Origin of the sequence: Phenylobacterium sp. SCN 70-31 (genome assembly GCF_001724605.1) — a bacterium.
GTDB lineage: Bacteria > Pseudomonadota > Alphaproteobacteria > Caulobacterales > Caulobacteraceae > Phenylobacterium.
On record NZ_MEEX01000020.1, the window covers coordinates 1 to 19,602 of the forward strand.

14 protein-coding genes are annotated in these 19,602 nt (G+C 68.5%); 10 read left to right on the forward strand and 4 right to left on the reverse strand.

The genetic code is table 11. From position 1 onward, the window contains the following. Positions 1 to 375: 375 nt before the first annotated feature. On the reverse strand, positions 376 to 2,127 hold the full coding sequence (locus tag ABS78_RS15055; protein ID WP_293380879.1) for an NAD(P)/FAD-dependent oxidoreductase: 1,752 nt from the start codon (positions 2,125 to 2,127) through the stop codon (positions 376 to 378). A gap of 149 nt (positions 2,128 to 2,276) precedes the next feature. On the opposite strand from ABS78_RS15055, the gene ABS78_RS15060 reads away from it, so the two are divergent. Beyond that, entirely contained in the window at positions 2,277 to 3,491 is a 1,215-nt protein-coding gene (locus ABS78_RS15060) for an MFS transporter (protein ID WP_293380882.1), read from the forward strand. Here the strand turns inward: ABS78_RS15060 and ABS78_RS15065 are convergent. After that, complete coding sequence (locus ABS78_RS15065; RefSeq protein WP_293380885.1) at positions 3,473 to 4,807, reverse strand: TetR/AcrR family transcriptional regulator; 1,335 nt, start codon at positions 4,805 to 4,807, stop codon at positions 3,473 to 3,475. The two genes, ABS78_RS15060 and ABS78_RS15065, sit on opposite strands and share 19 nt — an antisense overlap. A gap of 206 nt (positions 4,808 to 5,013) precedes the next feature. On the opposite strand from ABS78_RS15065, the gene ABS78_RS15070 reads away from it, so the two are divergent. From ABS78_RS15070 to ABS78_RS15080, 3 genes are read left to right on the forward strand one after another with little or no spacing between them, the layout of a single operon-like run. After that, positions 5,014 to 7,176, forward strand: coding sequence for a TonB-dependent receptor (locus ABS78_RS15070; RefSeq protein ID WP_293380889.1), 2,163 nt, complete (start codon positions 5,014 to 5,016; stop codon positions 7,174 to 7,176). A 54-nt stretch (positions 7,177 to 7,230) separates the two neighbouring features. Continuing rightward, positions 7,231 to 8,130 carry an alpha/beta hydrolase gene (locus ABS78_RS15075; protein ID WP_293380892.1) on the forward strand — a complete coding sequence of 300 codons (900 nt, stop codon included), beginning with the start codon at positions 7,231 to 7,233 and terminating at the stop codon, positions 8,128 to 8,130. Positions 8,131 to 8,154: 24 nt separating this feature from the next. Then, positions 8,155 to 10,050, forward strand: a complete 1,896-nt coding sequence (locus ABS78_RS15080) for a PQQ-binding-like beta-propeller repeat protein (RefSeq protein WP_293380895.1) — start codon at positions 8,155 to 8,157, stop codon at positions 10,048 to 10,050. A gap of 283 nt (positions 10,051 to 10,333) precedes the next feature. On the opposite strand, the gene ABS78_RS15085 is transcribed toward ABS78_RS15080, so the two are convergent. Continuing rightward, positions 10,334 to 10,822 (reverse strand): Lrp/AsnC family transcriptional regulator, encoded by a 489-nt coding sequence (locus ABS78_RS15085; protein ID WP_293380898.1) that lies wholly within the window; start codon positions 10,820 to 10,822, stop codon positions 10,334 to 10,336. 129 nt (positions 10,823 to 10,951) lie between these two features. On the opposite strand from ABS78_RS15085, the gene alr reads away from it, so the two are divergent. The 6 genes from alr (at position 10,952) to ABS78_RS15115 (ending at position 18,333) form a co-directional block, all read left to right on the forward strand. Next, a complete protein-coding gene (gene alr, locus ABS78_RS15090) occupies positions 10,952 to 12,094 on the forward strand; it encodes an alanine racemase (RefSeq protein WP_293380901.1) in 1,143 nt (380 codons plus the stop codon). Then, entirely contained in the window at positions 12,091 to 13,347 is a 1,257-nt protein-coding gene (locus ABS78_RS15095; protein WP_293380904.1) for a D-amino acid dehydrogenase, read from the forward strand. Before alr ends, ABS78_RS15095 begins: the two co-directional genes overlap by 4 nt. 179 nt (positions 13,348 to 13,526) lie before the next feature. After that, positions 13,527 to 14,309, forward strand: a complete 783-nt coding sequence (locus ABS78_RS15100) for a glutathione binding-like protein (protein WP_293380907.1) — start codon at positions 13,527 to 13,529, stop codon at positions 14,307 to 14,309. 222 nt (positions 14,310 to 14,531) lie between these two features. Further along, positions 14,532 to 15,116, forward strand: a complete 585-nt coding sequence (locus ABS78_RS15105; RefSeq protein ID WP_293380910.1) for a TetR/AcrR family transcriptional regulator — start codon at positions 14,532 to 14,534, stop codon at positions 15,114 to 15,116. 81 nt (positions 15,117 to 15,197) lie between these two features. Further along, positions 15,198 to 15,809 carry a glutathione S-transferase family protein gene (locus ABS78_RS15110; RefSeq protein WP_293380913.1) on the forward strand — a complete coding sequence of 204 codons (612 nt, stop codon included), beginning with the start codon at positions 15,198 to 15,200 and terminating at the stop codon, positions 15,807 to 15,809. A gap of 172 nt (positions 15,810 to 15,981) precedes the next feature. Then, positions 15,982 to 18,333 carry a TonB-dependent receptor gene (locus ABS78_RS15115; protein ID WP_293380916.1) on the forward strand — a complete coding sequence of 784 codons (2,352 nt, stop codon included), beginning with the start codon at positions 15,982 to 15,984 and terminating at the stop codon, positions 18,331 to 18,333. An 88-nt stretch (positions 18,334 to 18,421) separates the two neighbouring features. Here ABS78_RS15115 and ABS78_RS15120 read toward each other — a convergent pair whose 3' ends face one another. Continuing rightward, on the reverse strand, positions 18,422 to 19,546 hold the full coding sequence (locus tag ABS78_RS15120; protein ID WP_293380919.1) for a hypothetical protein: 1,125 nt from the start codon (positions 19,544 to 19,546) through the stop codon (positions 18,422 to 18,424). Positions 19,547 to 19,602: the final 56 nt, after the last annotated feature.

Below are 19,602 nucleotides of genomic sequence, written 5' to 3' on the forward strand. Positions count from 1 at the left end.
GATCCCTGCATCTCAAACAGGATGGGCTGGCTTCGTCCCTCGCCCCATCATCACCACCGCGTGCGGAACCCACCCCTGCCGCGCGAGCGGCTTAGTCCCCTGGCGCGCCCGAGACTTTCCTCCTCCAAAGCTCGAACACCAGAGAGTGCCAATAGCTAGCCTCGCCGTTTCCCGCATCCGCTGGCGCAGCGGGCTCAAGCGTGCTGGAGACATGGGAACACTCCCGTCTGAGAGGGATGGACCTCTGATCTCAGACAAGAGTGGGCCGGCCGCGTCGCGCCTCATCATCAACACCGCGTACGCCACCCACCCATGCCGCGCGAGCGGGTTAGTCCTCCTGGCGCAAGGACGCCGCTAGGTCGACCGCCATTCGCCTCAAGTCAGCTCCAGCCCGGCCATCCGTCCGTCGGCGCGCCAGGTTTCGAGGATGCGGATGAACTCGAAGGGGCTGCCGCCGTAGAAGCCGTTACGGATGGCCCGGCCCGAAGCGTCGCCCTCGTGGTTGAAGTAGTTCGGTGTGCACTCGGGATCGAGGGCGGCCCGGTTTCGCGTCACATTCAGGATAGCGCCGACCCAGTCACGCTCCGCGCCTTCCGACGGCTCGATCGTGCGAACGCCGCGCTCGATGCAGGTCTTCAGGACCCCGGCGAGATGGCGACTCATCTCGTCAAGCATGTGGGTGAAGTTGGTCGTGCTGGCCTGCTGGGCGTTGCCGATGATGAAGCGGTTGGGGAAGCCGCGGCTGTGCAGGCCGAACAGGCTGGAGACACCATCGCGCCAGGCGTAGGTCTGGCTGACGCCGCCGCGGCCGTAGGTCTCGAACCCGCAGCGGGCGGCGTAGTCGGTGCCGAACTCGAAGCCGGTCGCGAAGATCAGGCAGTCGACGGGGTAGGCGACGCCGCCGACGATTACCGCGTCCTCGGCGATCCGCTCGATCCCGCGCCCCTCGGTGTCGACCAGAGTGACGTTCGGCCGGTTGAAGGTCGGCAGGTAGTCCTCCGAGAAGCAGGGTCGCTTGCAGAGGTACTTGTAGTAGGGCTTCAGCCGCTCGGCCGTCTTGGGATCGGTGACGATCCCGTCGATCCGCGCGCGCAGGCTGTCCATCTTCTGCAGGTCCAGCGTGTCGCGCAGGCGCGTGAGCGTCTCGCCGCTCAGGGGCTGGCCGTCCGGGCCGACCGGCGGCTCGGGCGAGGTCATCAACGTGAAGTCATGCACACGCGCACGGTGCCAGCCGGGCATGAGCGCGGCGGCCCAGGCCGCGTCGGTCGGCGTGTCGATCCGCTCGTCGATCGAGGAGGGCGTGCGCTGAAAGACGTAGAGGTCCTTCGCCCACTCGCCCAGGTGCGGGATGCATTGCACCCCCGTGGCGCCGGTGCCGACCACGCCGACGCGCTTGTCCGCCAGCCGATGGAGCCCGCCGCGCTCGTCGCCGCCTGTGTAGGCGTAGTCCCAGCGGCTTGTGTGGAAGCTGCGCCCGCGGAACGTCTCGAGGCCCGGTACGCCCGGCAATTTCGGGCGGTGCAAGGGACCGGTCGACATGCACACGAAGCGCGCCAGGAAGGTGTCGCCGCGCCGGGTTGAGACCTGCCATCGGGCCAGGGGCTCCTGCCAGCGCAATTCCGTGACCTCGGTCTGGAACCACGTGCGCTCCGGCAGGCCGAACTGTGTGGCGATGCGGCGGCAGTGGTCGAGGATCTCGGAGCCCGGGGCGTACTTTCTGGGCGGCACATAGCCGGTCTCTTCCAGCAGCGGCAGGTAGCTGTAACTCTCCACGTCGCAGGAGATGCCGGGATAGCGGTTCCAGTACCATGTGCCGCCGACGTCGCCGCCCTTCTCGACGAGGCGCACGTCGCCGACGCCGGCTTCCAGCAGCCGCGCGGCCAGCATCAGTCCCCCGAAGCCGGCGCCGATGATGAGCACGTCCATCTCGGCCTTGACCGGCGCGCGGTCGATGGGGGCGTCGATGTAGGGGTCGTCCAGATAGTGCTGAAGCACGCCGCTCGCCGCCGCGTACTGGCCGACGCCGTCGGACCGCAGCCGGCGGTCGCGTTCCTGCCTGTAGCGCGCGTGCGCCTTCGCCACGGCGTCGGCGACGCTGTCGGGTGCGCCATTGACCACTTCATCCATCCGCCAGCCCCACTCGAAACGTGCATTTTATTTACGTATGAGTATCAATTGTTACGAGATTGATGGCAAATGCGCTAGCTCTGATCGCGGTCTTGCGACATTTTACGAACTGGGACGGCCCGCCGCGGGTCTGTCGATAGGAGGGGGCGATGGGCGAGCGGCTGAGGGAGTGGCGGCGCGGCTGGCGCACGATGGGGGGCGCTCTGCTCAGCGCCGGCGCGGGGATCTCGATCTTTGGGGCGGTGAACGGCTTCTTCGTGAAGCCGCTGACGGCCGAGTTCGGCTGGACCCGCGGCCAGGCGACGCTGTCGTCCGGCGCGATCCTGCTCACGGCCCTGCTCATGCCGGCGCTGGCGGCGGTGGTCGACCGGGCGGGACCACGCCGCGTGATGCTGGCGGGCGGCGTGCTGTTCGCCGCGGCCTATGTGGCGCTCGCCTCGATGCAGGGCGAGATCTGGATGTATGCGGCGATCATGCTGCTGATCGGGCTGACGGCCGGCCCGGCGACCGCGCTCTTGGTGGTGACCCGTCCGCTCGTCGCGGCGTTCACCCACTCCAGAGGCCTCGCCATCTCGGCGGGCATGAGCGGCGCGGTCTTCGTCTGCCTGCCGCTGCTGCCGTGGCTGCAGCATCTGATCGCCACCTACGGCTGGCGGGCGGGCTACCTCTTCATGGCGCCGCTGTCCCTGGTCATGGGCGTGGCTGCGTTCCTGCTGTTGCCGGGTCGCGTCGCTGTCGCCGGCGCCGACGTGATCGAGGGCGGCGAAGGCCTCTCGCTCCGCGAGGCGATCCGCCAGTCGCGCTTCTGGCTGCTGCTGCTCTCGACCGTGGCCGTCAGTCTCGTGGGCGGGGCGTTCAGCACCCAGCTCCAGCCTCTGCTGTCCGATCGCGGCGTGCCCGGCGTCACCGCGGCGCTGTTCGGCTCTCTCTACGCGGGCTCGGTGGTGGCGGGACGCGTGATCGCCGGCCTGATGCTGGACCGCCTCTGGTCGCCAGCGGCCGGGGCCATCTGCCTCGCCACCGCATCCGTGGGCGCTGTCTTCTTCCTGTTGGCGGGGCCCGACCAGACCTTGCTGGCGGTAGGCGTCGCCCTGGTCGGTGCGGCGGCGGGGGCGGAGGCCGACATGATGGCGTTCTTCGCGGCCCGCTACTTCGGCCTGCGTGCGTTCAACGCGATCCTGGGCCTGCTCGGCATGTCGTTCGGCCTGGGCATCGCCTTCGGTGGGATCGGCGCTGGTGTGCTGTTCGACCTGGAAGGCTCTTACGATACGATGATCCGACTGGCGGTGGGCCTGGGCGTGGTGAGCGCGGCTGCGCTGCTGCTGTCCGGACTGGCCGGCCGGCGTCAGGCCTCGGCTACGTGAGGCGAGGCGACCGGCGCGAGACCGATCCGCATCAGCGCGGCCACTTCGTCGGCCACCGCGCGGCGCTCGGGCTCGTCATAGGCCACAGCCCCCCCCGCGAGCCAGGTGCCGATACCCGGCAGGACGAGCATCAGCATGTCGAGGTCGACGTCCTCGCGCATGGCCCCGTCCGACTGCATGCGCGCCAGGCGATCTCGGGTGCGGCGGAACAGCGTGTGGCTGTGGGCGTCCATCTGCGTCTTCTGCTCGGCGTTCAGGGCCTCGGAACCGATCAGCGGCCGCAGCGGGCTGATCTCGGGATCCAGGCGGGCCAGCGCGCCGGCGCGTGAGATGGCGAACGAGGCGTCCTCGGCCGAAAGGCCCAGCGCGGCGGCCTCGTCCTCGCTGAAGAAGAAAATGCGATAGGCGCGCTCGTAACAGGCCGAGACCAGCGCCTGCTTGTCGCCGACGTGCTGGTAGAGCGCGCGCTTGGTGGCGTTGGCGGCCTCGGCGATCTCGTCCAGCGAGGTGGGATCCACCCCCTTGGCGTTGAACAGTCGCGACGCCGCCAGCAGAATCGCCTCGCGCTTGGCGGCGGCCAGTCCGGCACGGTCGAAGGCGGCGATCCGCGCGGGGCGCAGCGGCGACAAGTCGATCCAGGGTGGATCGACCCGGGCCGCGCGATCGGTCGCGACACCGTTCTCAAGCAGGCCGACGATCGCGTCGATCAGCGCCGGGCGGTCGGCGCTGACGTCGCGGGTCCAGTGGGCGGCGAGCGGCGCCCAACTGATCGCGCCGAGGATGCAGCGGGCCGCGACCACGGCGTCGCAAGGGCGCACTTCGCCGGCCGCGACGCCGGCTTTCAGTAGGCTGGCGAGGCGCGCGATGACGCCCTCATGCAGGCTGACGACGGTTTCGCGCTCGGCGGGGCGCAACAGGCCGATCTCTCCCAGCGCGGCGATTTCAGGCTCGCGAGGATCGAGCGCCGCGGCGATGAAGCCAGAAACGACCTGGAGGGCGGGGCGGCCCGACCGGGCGGCCTCGCCGAGCGCCCGCGCCAGGATCTCGCACGAGCGGCGATAGACTTGGAAGACCAGGTCCTCGCGATCCTCGACGTAGTGGTAGAGGGCATTGCGCGACACCCCCAGCGTGTCGGCGATGTCGGTCAACGAGGTCATTAGCACGCCGCGAGCGTTGAGTTGCTTGGCGGCCTCGTCGAGGAGCTGGTCGCGACGCAGCTTGGCGGGGAGCCGGCGCGGCGGCCGGGGACGTGAGGTCTTGCCGCCCGGGCGGTCCGCCTTGGCGCGTCCGCCGTCGCGATCGCCCGACCCTGCCATCCGCTCTCCAATCGACGTTCCAGTCTCCTGATGTAGGCGATCCGGGATGCCCGCGCAAAGCGAAACGCATCGCCTTGTGGGCCCAGCGACGTCGATGCTTATCGAGTTGACCCCACATTCCGGTTGACATGATTTACGCATAATCGTCTTTTGATACGTGAACGTAAATTAAAGAGCGTCCAGCGACGCGATTTGGGGGATTGGGGATGGGTCGGTTCACGGCTGAAGGGGCGTTCGGCGCGGCGCTGGTCATCGCGATGGTTTCCGGCCCGGTGCTGGCGGCCGAGGCTGGCCAAGTCGAGGAGCTCGTGGTCACTGCGTTCAAGCGCGAGGAAACCGTCCTGAAGGCGCCCGCCGCGATCAGCGCCCTGTCCGGCGCGGCGCTGCAGGCTCGCGGCCTCGACGGGCTGGACGATATCCAGTTCGCGGTGCCCAGCCTCCAGAGCGGCAAGATGCTGGGCACGACGGCCGTGGTCATCCGCGGCGTCGGCCTGCTGAACCAGGGCTCGCCGGGCGTGGCGATCCACACCGACGGCGTCTACCAGCCGCGTCCGACCATGGGCGACCTCGTCCAGGCCGACCTGGAGCGCGTGGAGGTGCTGCGCGGTCCGCAGGGCACACTCTACGGCCGCAACGCCAACGGTGGCGCGATCAACTTCATCACTCGGGCGCCGAGCGACCAGGTCGAGGGCTACGTCCAGGGCTCGGTCGCGAGCTATGCCGAATACCGGCTGCAGTCGGTGGTCAACGTGCCGCTGGGCGACCGCGTCCGGACGCGGACGGTCGTCAACCTGCAGGACCGCAACAAGGGCTTCGTCGAAAACGTCGCCAGCGGCCCGGACATGGATGAAGGCAAGAGCCTTTCGGCCCGTATCCGCACCGCGATCGACATCACCGAACGGCTGACCGCCGACATCTCGCTGGCGGCGCTCCACGACGACGGGCCGACCAGCTACTTCGTGCTGAACGCGCCGCCGACCGCGGCCTCGGTCGCCCGCTATCCGTTCCTGGGCGGCATCGTCCTGCCCGCCGGCAAGCGCCAGACCACCGCCAACGGGCGCAGCGAATTCAAGCGCAGCTACAGCTCGGCCGCTGCGACGCTCAGCTGGAATCTGGACGATGTCGAGGTGCGCTCGATCTCGTCCTACGCGCGGCTGTCCGACGACTTCCGCACCGACTCCGACGCCTCGAACGTCGACGCCTTCGCCCAGCACAACGTGAACATGTCGCGGGTCTTCACCCAGGAGCTGAACGTCTCCGGGACCTGGGGGCCGCTGGACATGGTGGTCGGTGCCTACTTCATGAACGACCGCGCGCCGGCCTACCTCAACATCGACTTCCCGCTTGGGCTGACCCCGCTGACCCCCGGTTCCGCGCTGACCTTCGGTGCGCACCGCGCGCAGACCAAGGCGTACGCGATCTTTGCCGACGGCAGCGTTCGCGCCAGCGAGCGGCTGCGCCTGCTGGGCGGCGTCCGATATTCGGTGGATGAACAGGAGGTGGCGCTGCGCCACACGCTCACCATCGCGGCCGGCCCGACGCGTATCGTCAGCGTGACCTGCCCCTTGCAGGACTTCGACAAGCAGTTCGAATCCTTCACGCCGCGAGCCGGCGTGCAGTACGACCTCGACGGTCAACGCAACGTCTACGCGACCGTCTCGCGCGGCTTCAAGGCGGGCGGGTTCAACCTCGCGTCCTGCGGCCAGTCGTATAGGCCGGAGAAAGTCACGGCCTATGAAACCGGCTTCAAGGGCCGGCTTCTGGACGGCGCGCTGACGCTGGGCTCGGCGGCGTTCTACTACGACTACACGGACCTGCAGTTGCAGCAGATCGTGGGGCTCACCGCCGCCGTCACCAACGCGGGCAAGGCCAAGGTGCGCGGTGTGGAGTTCGACGCCGTCTGGACGCCCGACGACCACTGGACCCTCAACGCCAGCGGCGCGCTGCTGAAGGCCACGTATAGCGACTTCGTCAACGTCGACGGTCTGGCGCCGACCCTGGGCGTCCAGGACGTAGCGGGCAACTATCTCAACAACGCGCCGAAGCGCTCGCTGAACGTCGGCGCGGCCTATCGCATCGAAGCGATCGCCGGCGGCACGCTGACCGCCCGCGTCGACGCCAGCTACCGCTCGCGCATCTACTTCCGCGAGTTCAATACGCGCCTGGACTCGCAGGGGTCCTATACGCTGGTGAATGCGAACCTGGTCTGGGACAGCGCCGACGGCGACTACCGGGTGCGTCTCTTCGGCACGAACCTCTTCGACAAGGCCTATGTGAACCGCATGGGGTCGGCCGACACGCTGGGCGCGCGCTATGTCGCCTTCGGCGCCCCGCGTCAGGTGGGCGTCGAGCTTCGTCGCAACTTCTGATCTGCCGGCCGCGGCCGGCAGGGCCGCGGCTCCCCCTATGCTCGGAGACTTCGAATGCCGCAGATCATCGCGAATGGCCTCGCGCTCGAGTACGAGGAGGCTGGCTCCCGCGACGGTGAGCCGCTGCTGCTCATCGCCGGCCTGGGCACCCAGCTCACGCGCTGGTCGCCGGGGTTCGTCGCGGCGCTGGCGGCCGAGGGCTTCCGCGTCATCCGCTTCGACAACCGCGACATCGGCCTGTCGCAGAAGGTCGACGACCTGGGCCTGCCCGACATGGCGGCGATCTTCGGCGCGCTCGCGGCCGGACAGCGGCCGGCCACGCCCTACACGCTGGGTGACATGGCCGCCGACGTCGTCGGACTGATGGACGCTCTGAAGATCGAACGGGCGCACCTGGCCGGCACGTCGATGGGGGGCATGATCGCCCAGACTGTCGCGGCGGAGAGTCCGGAGCGGGTGCTGTCGCTCACCTCGATCATGTCGACGACGGGCAACCCGGAGCTCCCGAAGCCCCTGCCGGCTGCGGCCGCCGTCCTTGCGGCTCCGCCGCCCGTGAACCCCGACTTCGAGGCGATGGTGGAGCGTGGCATGGCCAGCCTTCGGGCCTTCTCCAGTCCGGGCTTCCCGTTCGACGAGGCCCTTCAGCGCGAGAACCTGAAGCGCGACATGCTCCGCGGCTTCCATCCGCCGGGGCTGCAGCGCCAGTCCGCGGCGGTGATGACGGCCGGTGATCGCCGCGCGGCGCTGCGCACAATCACGGCGCCGACGGCCGTGGTGCATGGCGTGGACGATCCGCTGGTGCCCGTCGCCTGCGGTGAGGATACGCACGCCAACATCGCGGGCTCCGACCTCACGCTCATCGATGGCATGGGACATGAGATCCACGCCGCGGTGCAGGATCGGGTGGTGGCCGCTATCGCCGCGGTGGCCGCCCGCGCGCGCACGGCGGCCTGAACGGAGATGGGTGAGGTGAGAGCCATGTGGTCAGCGCTCGGACGTCTTGTCGCCCTCGCGACGCTGACGGTCGGCACGGCGGGCGTTGCGGCGCCGGCCCTGGCGGCTGCGACGACGGATCCGGGCGAGGCGTCTTACAAGACCTACTGCGCCGCCTGCCATGACATGCCGGACGTCACCCGCGCGCCCAGCCGCGCGACGATGGCGCGGATGTCCGGGGGTCAGATCCTCAACGCCATGATGACGGGCAAGATGACCGCCCAGGCCGCGGCGCTGAGCTCGAAGGAGATGGAGGCGGTCGCCGCCTACCTGTCGCCGCCGCGCCAGGCCGCCCACGACTGGGTCAAGACGATGTCGTGTCCGGCGCAGCGCCGCACGCCGAACCTGGCCGCTGCGAGCCCGGTCGGAAACTTCGGCTTCGACCCGAAGAACCGGCGCAACCTGTCGTTCGCCCAGAGCGGCTTCAAGCCGGGCGATCTGTCGCGGCTGCGGCTGGCCTGGGCCATCGCCTTCCCCGACACCGTGTCGATGCGCTCGCAGGCGGCGGTGGTGGGCACGACGCTGTTCGTGCCGGTGGGCGAGAGCGGCGGACGGCTGTTCGCTTTCGATGTCTCCGACCGCGCCAGGCCCTGCGTGCAGTGGGTTTATGAGGCCGGGCGGACGCTGCGCAGCAGCGCAGCCTTCGGCGTGCGCTCGGACGGCCGCGCCGTGGTCATGGTCGGCGACGCGGCAGGCCACCTGCACATGGTCGACGCCCGCACGGGCAAGCGCCTGTGGGAGACGCAGAGCGGGCTCTTCCCTACCTCGATCTCCACGGGCACGCCGGTTCTGGTCGGCGACCGCGTGATCGCGCCGTCATCGCAGTACGAGATCATGGTCGGCGCCTCGGACGCCTACGAGTGCTGCAAGGTCCACGGCGGCGTCGTGGCGCTCGACGCCATGACCGGCCGGCGCCTCTGGACCTATCGCACCATGGAGGCCGCCAGGCCGGTTCGTGATCGTGGCGACGGCCAGATGCTGTGGGGACCGTCCGGCGCGCCCGTCTGGACCTCGCCGGCCATCGATGTCGGCCGCGGCCTGGTCTATGTCGGCACCGGCGAGGCGACGTCGCCGCCGGCGCATCGCAACACCAACGCCCTGATCGCGATCGACCTGGCGACCGGCAAGGAAGCCTGGTCGTTCCAGGCGACGGCCGACGACATCTATCTGAGCGGCTGCAACCGCGCCCCGGTCGGCCGCAACTGCGTGCCGGCGACCGAGACCGTCTATCGCGATGTCGACTTCGGCGCCTCGGCCGTCCTCGCCAAGCGACCTGCCGGCGGCGACCTGCTGCTGGGCGGCCAGAAGTCCGGCGCCGTCTGGGCGATGGATCCGGACCGCGGGACGGTGGTCTGGCGCACCGACCTGGGCGCCGGCGGGCCGGGCGGCGGCGTCCATTGGGGCATGGCGGCGGACGATCGCCGCGTCTATGCCCCGATCACCCTGCCCGGCGACCCGATCCCCGGCCAGGACGTGCCCGCCCACATCAAGCACGGCCTCTACGCGCTGAACCTGGACAGCGGCGCGATCGACTGGGCCTTCCATGTCGGTCCGACCTGCCCGCCCGAGCAGAAGGCGTTCACACCGTACTGCCAGCTCTACTTCGGGATGTCCGGCGCGCCCACCATCGTCGGGGACGCGGTGATCACGGGCGGCATCGACGGCCGGCTCTACGTCGTGGAGAAGGCGAGCGGGCGCCTGCTCTGGCACTACGACACGGCCCGCAAGTTCGACACGCTCAACGGCGTCGACGGCAACGGCGCGGCAATCGACAACGCCTCGATCGTCGCCGTGAACGGCCTGCTGATCGTAAACTCCGGCTACGGCCAGTTCGGCATGGGCGCAGGTAACGTCATGCTGGCGTTCGAGGCGGTCCCGTAGTCCGTCGGGTGACACCCTCATGCCGCTGTGCTTCGCCTTCCGCCAGTAGAAGGTCTCCTCGCTGATCCCGTGCCCCGGCACACCTCCGGCGTCGGGCTTCCAGCTTCCTTCTTCCAAGCGCTCTTTCCACCCGGTTTGCACGTCGTGGTTTCGGCCTGCTTCCAAAGGCGAACCGACCCGGTCGGTGGCGACCGGCGAGTTCTACATCGGCTGACGGCACAGGAAGCGATGTAGCGGGGGCGAACTCGCCGCTATCCTGTCCGGCGGGAACGCGCTGCGAGCGCTATTCGCCGCCCGCGCCCGAGGCGCCCTTTCGCGGAAGCGGAGCAACGCGCCGCAGAACGTCGCGAATTGCGATGCTGGAGTGGATGCGCGCCACGCCTGGCAATCGGGACAGGATCTGGTGATGGATCTGTTCGTAGGCCGCCGTGCCTTCGGCTGAGGTGCGCAGGATGTAGTCGGCGTCGCCCGTCATGAGGTAGCATTCCTCGATCTCCGGGTGCTTGCGGATCGCCGCCTCGAACTGTCGCATGGCGTCCTCGGTCTGACGCTCCAGCGTGATCCGCACGAACGCCACCACCTGTGCGGCCTGCTGATCCGCGATCAGGGCGGTGTAACCCAGGATGACCCCGCGATCCTCGAGGGATTTGAGGCGTCGCAGACAGGACGAGGGGGAGAGTCCCACCTCGGCCGCCAGCGCGGAGTTCGGCCGGCGACCATCCAGGCGCAGGATTCGTAGAATTTTTTGGTCGATGTGATCCAGGACGATCATATTATGCGAATTTACCTGCAAGATATTGCAACATGAAGTCAAATATGCGGGATAATCCACCGGTTTGGTGGGATATTCTGCAATCGTCCCGATATTTTTCACCGCGTCGATGGGTGTCGGGGAATATTCATGGGTCGTTGGGGTGACGAAGACGTCAGCGCACGCCTTACGGTCGATCTGGATGCTGTCGTCGAAAACTATAGGCGCATAGAGTCGACGTCCGCGCCGGCCGCGGTGGCTTCCGTCGTCAAGGCCAACGCCTACGGGCTTGGCGCCATTGCGGTGAGCGGCGCCTTGTACGCCGCCGGATGTCGACGGTTCTTCACCGCTCAGTTGGGCGAGGCGCTCGCCCTGCGAAACGCGCTACCGGACGACGCGACGTTCTACGTGCTCAATGGGCTCTGGCCGGGGACCGAGATCGAAGCGGCCCAGGCCGGCATCGTCCCTGTGCTCAATTCGCTCGACCAGGTGCGACGGTGGCGCCGCGTCGCGGCGTCGTGGGGCGGCCGCCTGTCGGCGATCCTCCAGATCGACAGTGGCATGTCCCGGCTCGGACTGACCAGGGAGGACGTGCGGGTGCTCGCCGGCGACCCCGACCTGCTGTCCGGGTTCGAGGTTCAGTTCGTGATGACGCACCTGGCCCTGGCCGACACCCCCGGCTCCTGTTGGAACGACATCCAGCTCGCGACCTTTGAAAAGCTGTCGAATCTGCTGCCAGCCATTCCGCGCAGCTTCGCCAATTCGGCGGCGGCGCTCACGCGCCCACAACGTCCTGGAGATCTCGTCCGGGCCGGCATCGGGCTCTACGGGGGACAGGCCATCGCCAGCGGCCCGAACCCGATGCGGCGCGTCGTCGATCTGAGCGCGAGGGTGCTACAGGTCCGCGACGTACCGGCCAATACGGGCGTGGGCTACGGCATGACCCATGTGACGAGGGCGCCAGCGCGCATCGCGACGATTGCAGTGGGCTATGCGGACGGCTGGCCGCGCAGGCTCGGCGGTCGTGGCGCGGCCTTTCTGGATGGACGCCGGTTGCCTGTCGTCGGCCGGATCTCGATGGACAGTATGACGCTGGACGTCACGGATCTCCCGCGTTCGGCGCTGGACGCCGGCGATTTTGTCGAACTGCTGGGGGAGAACCAGTCCCTGGAAGACGTCGCCGCCCAGGCTGGAACGATCTCGTACGAGATTCTCACAAACCTCGGACCTCGCCTCGATCGCACCTACGCGCGGTACGGCGCGGGTCCTCTTGATGGGCGTGTTTACGCATGAAGGTTGTCGTTCTCGGCGCCGGCGTGATCGGCGTCTCGACGGCGTGGTTCCTGGCCACGTCAGGCCACGAGGTCGTTGTCGTGGACCGCCAGTCCGACGTCGGTCTGGAGACGAGCTTCGCGAACGCCGGCGAGATCTCGCCGGGCTATGCTTCGCCGTGGGCGGCGCCGGGGGTTCCGCTGAAGGCGATCCGGTGGCTGATGATGGCGCATGCGCCGCTCATCCTGCGTCCCAAGGCCGACCTGGCGATGCTGAGTTGGTTCATGGCGACGCTGCGGAACTGTACAGGCGCGCGCTATGAGTTGAACAAGCGCAGGATGGTGCGGCTCGCCGAGTACAGTCGCGACCAACTGATCGCGCTGCGTCAGGAGACGGGGATCGGGTACGACGAGCGGACGAAGGGAACGCTCCAGCTCTTCCGAAAGCCCGCGCAGTTGGATGCCGCCGCCAAGGACATCGAGGTCCTGCGCGCGGACGGCATACCCTTCGAGATTCTGGACCGAGCGGGCTGTTTGGCTGTCGAGCCCGGCCTTGCTCGCAGCCGGGAGGATATCGCCGGCGGGCTCAGGTTGCCGGGCGACGAGACGGGGGACTGTTTCAAATTCACCAACGCACTCGCCCGGCTAGCCGAGGCGCGTGGCGTGCGCTTCGAGTTCGGCCGCCGCGTCCTTCGGCTTCGGGAGGGGGATCGCGGCGTGGCGGCGGCCGTGACGGACCAGGGCGAGATCCACGGGGACGCCTTCGTCGTGGCGCTGGGGAGTTACTCGCCGGCGCTCGTACGTCCGTTCGGACTGCGGCTGCCCGTGTACCCCGTCAAGGGCTATTCCCTAACGGCCGATATCGCAGCCGAAGGCCTGCCGCCGGAGAGCACCTTGCTCGACGAGACGTACAAGATCGCCATCACCCGTCTGGGCGATCGCATCCGTGTGGGCGGAATGGCGGAGGTCTCGGGCTTCGAACGAACGCTCGACGCGCGCCGGCAACGGACACTGGACTACTGCCTGGAAGGTCTGTTCCCGGGAGCGGCCGACCTGTCGCAAGCCACATACTGGGCCGGCTTGCGGCCGATGACGCCGGACGGCACGCCGGTGGTCGGCGCCACCCATGTCCCCAACCTCTATCTCAACACCGGACATGGAACGTTGGGCTGGACCATGGCCTGCGGTTCGGGGCGTATCGTGGCCGACCTGATCGGCGGCCACGCGCCCGGCATACGGTCGGACGATCTGGCTATCGCGCGGTATGCGAGGTAGCGAGACCGGCCCCTGCGCCACAGGGACCGGAACAGACATCCTCGAGCCAGACCTGCGTGCCGCAGAGCCGGACGTCGCCATTCATGCCGTCCCGCCAACGATCCCTTGTCTCGCGGATTAAGTGACGATAGCGTTACTTGTGAGCGGGGCGGGATGGACCTCGCCTCAGGGAGGATCTCATGAACAACCTCACGCGCCGTAGCGCCGGCCTTGCGGCTCTCGCCGGTCTGGCCGGCGGGACCGCAACGCAGGCCGCGCCGGGCAAGGGCGGGGCGTCGCTGCCCCCGATCGTCATCTATCACCTGGAGGGACGGCGCTCGGAGCGCGTGGTCTGGCTGATGGAGGAACTCGGGTTTCCGTATCGGCTGGAATTCAAGCGCGGCGACCTGCAGGGCTCGATGGACCTGATCCGCGAATTCAGCCCCATCGTCCCGATGGCTCCGACCGTGAAGTACGGCGACCAGATCCTGGTCGAGTCGGGCGCGATCCTCGAACTCATCGTCAACCGCCATGCGCCGGGGCGGCTGCAACCCGGCCTCTCCAGTCGCGACTATCCCCACTACCTGATGTGGATGCACTTCGCGGAGGGGTCTCTGGCTTCGCGCCTGTTCTCGGACTACCGCGCCTGGATGGCCAGGCCGCCGAAGGAACGCTCGCGGATGGTCGACTCCGAGGCCGTGGTCGAGTTCGCCGAAGCGTTCCTGCGGGAGCACCCGTGGTTTGGGGGGGCCGCCTTCTCGGCCGCCGACATCATGATGCACTTCCCGCTGCGGGTGGCGACCGATCTCAACCTGGTGGACCGCGCGCAGTTTCCCAAGGTGGCGGAATGGAAGGCCCGGGTGGAGGCGCGGCCCGCCTATCGGCGGATGCTGGCCAAGGCGCGTCCCGACGGGATGATCGGATCGCTGCCCCCGCTGCCGCAGCATGCGCCTTCGGGACCGCGCCCTGCACAGCCGCGCTGACCCGCGCAGGCGGAGGCCCGGGCCGACCGACCGACGGGTGGCCGATCCACGTCCTCCGTCGGACGGCGCACGCGCCGGAGACGAGGGACATCGGGGCGCGCGCCACCTGCCTCGACGCTGGACGCGGGCAGGCGGCCTCGGGGAAGATAGGGCGCCGGCGCAAGGGCGGTCGGCGGAGCCGGGCGGGGGCGCGTGGACAGGTCTGACAGATCGGAGCGGTCGGTGAAGGCCGTGCAGAAGCGCGTCAAGGGCGCCGAGCGGAGGGACTTGTTCCTGGAGGCCGCAGCGTCCATCGTCCTGGATCAGGGCGTCGGGGCGGTGACCATGGAGGGCGTGGCCCAGCGGTGCGGCGTGAACAAGTCTCTGCCCTACCGCTACTTCGCCGACCGTGACGCCGTGCTGGCGGCGCTGTTCGACCGCGAGCACGCCCGGTACGCGGCGTGGTGGGCCGAGGCGCTTCCGGCCGACCCCACCTTCGAGGCGGCGGTCAGGGCCGCGCTGCGCCATTGGTGCGCCCGCGCCGACGACACGCAGCAGCTCTACTTCAAGCTGGTCACCGACAACGGGCGCCTTCGCGAGCGGGCCCGGGGCATCCAGGAGGAGAACGTCCGGGGCTGGGCGGCCGGGCTGGTGCGCACCTATGGCCTGCCGCCGGCGGTGGCGCGCCAGTATGCGTGGTTCATGGTGACCGGCGTCACCGGTTTCCTCGCGGCCCGCGACGGAGACGACGATGCGCTGATCGACACCGTGACGATCGCCGTCGTGGCCGGCGCGGAGGCGTTGAAGGCGCGGCACGCGGCGGCCTGACCGCCGCAGGGGACTTGCGGGCAGCCCATAAGTAACGTTATCGTTACTTATGGGCGGGGAGTCGCCGCCCCGGAGGACACGATGAAGCTGTACGGCGAAGACAATCCCGCGCCCAACCCCCGGCGCGTCCGTATCTTCCTGGCCGAGAAGGGGGTGCAGGTGGAGCTCGAGCGGGTGCCGATGCGCGAGCGGGCTCACAAGTCGCCGGCGTTCCTGGCGCGCAACCCGCTGGGGCAACTGCCCGTGCTGGAACTCGATGACGGCGGCCATCTCAGCGAGAGCGTCAGTATCTGCCGATATCTGGACGACGTCTCGCCCGGACCGTCGCTGTTCGGTGAGACCGCGTTGGAGCGGGCTCGGATCGACATGTGGATACGGCGGATCGAGTTTCAGTTGATGGCGCCGATCGGCCAGATCTGGCGGCACACCCATCCCCTGACCGCGGCGCTGCTGACCCAGTATCGGGACTTCGGCGAATCGAACCGGCCCCGGATCGCACAGATCTATGCCTGGCTGGACGACGAACTGCGCGAGCGTCCCTTCATCGCCGGCGACCGCTATTCGATGGCCGACATCGTCGCCCTGACCACGATGGACTTCGGCCTTTTCATCGGCGTGGAGATGCCGCCGGGCGCCGCCGCAGTACGCGAATGGCACGAGCGGGTGTCGGCCCGGCCCAGCGCCCAGGCCTGACGCGGCGATTGTGGGCGCGCTTGTCACGCCCAATAAGTGACGGTAACGTGACTTAGACTTAATTTGTTCGCCAGCTGGCGCGGAGCACCGGACGCAGGTTCCGGCGAGCTCCGCTCGCCGGTCCCTGGCGCCAATCAAGAGCCGCCGATGGCGGCGAGGGGAAGGAACTGTGATGACCACACTCATCGGCTCGCGCCGCGCCGAGCGCCTGCATCTGCGCCTGGGCGTCGCTATCGGCGCGCTCGGCGTCGCCATCGGCGGGCCCGTCGGCGCCCAGGAGGCCGCTTCAACCATCGACGAACTGGTGGTGACCGCCCAGAAGCGCGCCGAGAACGTGCAGGACGTTCCGCTGTCGATCACCGCAGCGACGGGTGAGACCCTGGAGGCGTTGCGCGTCACCCAGCCCCAGCAACTGACCCTCATCGACCCCAGCGTCCGCTTCAAGCAGAGCCTCAGCAACAGCACGTCCGGTTTCCTCATCCGCGGCATCGGCACCAGCAGCTTCTCGGCCGGCATCGAACAGAGCATCTCCACCGTCGTCGACGGCGTTGTCCTGGCCGATCCGGGAAGCCTGTCGACCCTGGCCGACGTGGAGCGCGTCGAGATCCTGCGCGGGCCGCAGGGGATGCTGTTCGGCAAGAACGCGTCGGCGGGCCTGGTGCATTTCATCACGAAGCGGCCGGTGCTGGGAGACAACGCCGGGCAGGTCCGGGTCGAGCTGGCGGAACGCGGCGAGCGCAATTTCGAGGCCATCGGCAATGTGGCGTTGGGCGAGACCGCCGCCCTGCGTCTGGTGGTCGTTCACAACGAACGCGACGGCCTCATCAAGAATCTGGCGAAGTCCGGAGCCGACACCGACCCGCGCGAGGTGACCGGCGCGGCGCTGAAATTCCTTTGGCGGCCGACCGAGTCGCTGACCGTCTTCGCCAGCGCCGACGTCTCCCAGAGCGACACCTTCTGTTGTTCGTCCACATGGCGGAAGGTGACGCCCGGCTACGCGCCGGCTCTGGTCAACGCCCAGTACGGAATCGTGGCCGGACCGAAGAACCTCAGCGTGGCGGCCAACGGCGACTTCTACGGCAGCAGCCGCACCGAGGGCCTGGCGCTGCATCTCGACTACGAACTGGGCGACTTCACGGTCAGCTCGATCTCGGCCTATCGCAAGGCCCGCCGGGTGGGCTTCTACGACGGCGACCTGACGACCGTGAGCTACATCGACACCAACGGCGGGGCGGGGGAGACCGAGTGGTTCACCCAGGAGCTGCGCCTCACCTCGCCGGTCGGCGAGCGGTTCGACTACGTCGTGGGCCTCTACTACTTCGACTCGACGGCCGACTCCGAGATCACCCAGCGTGGCCAGCTCACCTGGATCTTGCCGGCGTCGAACGGACAGGTGGTGCGGGTCGTCCCGACCCAGCCGGCCGGCACGGTCTTCCAGACCTCGACGTTCAACACCATCCGCTCGAAGAGCTACGCGGCGTTCGGCCAGGCCACGCTGCATGTGACCGACAAGCTGGACATCATCGGCGGTCTGCGGGGCACCCACGACGACGTCCGCCTGGACTACCGCCGCGACCCGGTCCCCGGCACGGTGTTCATTCCCGGTTCGGTGGCGCTGCGCTTCGACCAGTCCATCAAGAACGACAATCTCTCGTGGCGGATCGGCCCGCGCTACAACTTCACCTCGGAGATCATGGGCTATGCGACGGTGTCGCGCGGCTACAAGGGGCCGGGCTTCAGCGGCCTGGGCGCCACCGTCTTCGGCGCGAACCAGCGCGTGCTTCCCGAGATTCCGACCAGCTACGAGGTGGGCCTGAAGTCGACGTTCTTCGACCGTCGCCTGCTGGTGAACGTCTCGGCCTACAACACCAAGGTCCGCGACTTCCAGGCTCAGGTCTCGGACCTGTCCAGCCCCACCTATTCCAGCCGCATCACCAACGCCGGTTCGATCCGGACGAAGGGCGTCGAGTTCAACCTCGTCGCGCGGCCCGTGGCGGACCTCAGCGTCACGTTCGGCGGCGCCTACACCCACGCCCGCTACCTCGATTTCAACGGCGTGCAGTGCTACTTCGGCCAGCCGAAGGTGGCTCAGGGCGGGCCCTGCACCGCGCCGCCGGCCAACCCCACGTCCATCGACGGCTTCTTCAACGCCAAGGGCCTGAGGCTGGCCGCCGTCCCGACCTGGGTGCTGGGCTCGACCGTCTCCTACGAGCGCCAGCTGACCGACCAGGTGCGCGCGTTCGGCCAGGTGAACTGGAACTGGCAGAGCGACACCAACTACTCCGCCAACGGCGATCCCGGGACGATTCAGAAGGCCTATGGCCTGGTCGGCGGGCGCGTGGGCGTGAGCGGGCCGGACGACCGGTGGACGTTCGCCATCTTCGCCAGCAACCTGTTCGACAAGCGCTGGGCCGCGCAGATCACCCCGTCGCCGGTGACCGCGCTGAATCCCGGCGGCTACCTCCAATACTTCAGCCCTGACTCGGTCCGCCGCGTCGGCGCGAGCTTCCAGACGCGGTTCTGACGTCGAATGTCCGCGGCGCCCCTCGCGCCGCGGACATCTGCCGATCGGCCGGAGTTCGACCTGAAAGGCGGAGCCCCTCGGCGGGGGCTCAGATCCGGACTTTCGCCCAGTCGCAGATCAGCGTGGCGGCCGCGTTTCGCACCTCCGGGCTGTCCTCGAAGTAGTGGGCGCCTGGGATCAGTTCGAGGGTTTTGTCCTTCGAGCCCAGGAAGCTGTAGATGTCGCGGGCGTCCTGGGGGAACACGCCGGTGTCGGCCGTCCCCTGGACCACCAGTGCGGGTTCGCTGAACTTCTCCAGGTGCGGCTTGCCCTGGCACTTCGAGGTCTCCAGGCTCCACATCGAAAGCCATGTCTTGATGTTGTTGGCCCGTCCGATGGATGGCGTCTTGTTGGCCACCGCCGGATGTCCGCGGTAGCACATCGGCGTCGCGCGGTCGGACGGGTCGATGGTCCCATCCATCATCCGCAGGTCGCCCCAGCAGCGGAACAGGGGGAAGACGCGGTCGGGAATGCCGGCCTCGTTGAGACGCTTGAGCTCGGCCTTGGCCCAGTCGGTGATCCGCTGGTTGCGGGCCTTCTGCGCGGCGCGGTAGCGCGCGATGAACTCGGGCGTATAGGGCGGCTTGTTGGCCTCGCTGAAGGGATCCAGTTCGGGATCGGTCGGGATCGGGTCGAATTCGTCGATCACCGAGGCGTCCATCCAGTCGGTCAGCACCTCGGGCCGGCCTTGGTGCGCATTGAGCGACACGTACAATTCGGCCTTGGGCAGGGTCTCGTACGCCTCGCGCGCCGCGCCGGTGAGCGCCCCCGCCAGCGTCGGCCGGATGGCCTCGCCCTGATAGGCGCCCATCAGGGAGCCGCCCCCCGAATTGCCAAGGATGATGACCGTCTCCACGCCGGCGACCTCGCGCAGCCAGCGCATGCCGACGCCGATGTCGAGGATCGCGTGCTCCAGCAGGAACTGATCCTCGAAGCCGCGATAACGGGTGTTCCACCCCAGGAAGCCGAAGCCCCGGGTGGCGAGGTAGGGGGCGATGTAGTGTTCGGAGAAGTCGACGTTGTAGTGGGTGGCGATGAAGGCGGCCTTGGGCTTCTGGCCCTTCGGCGTCCAGTATATGCCCTGGCACGGATGGCCGCCGGCCTGGATGCGTGGCGCCGTCGGTGACGGGAAGCCAAGAAACTGGGTGTCCACCTTCGACAACAGATCGCTCAAGCCTTCCATCGGCGCTTCCCCTGATCCTATAGTTCGGTATCTAAGCAATAGCCGTG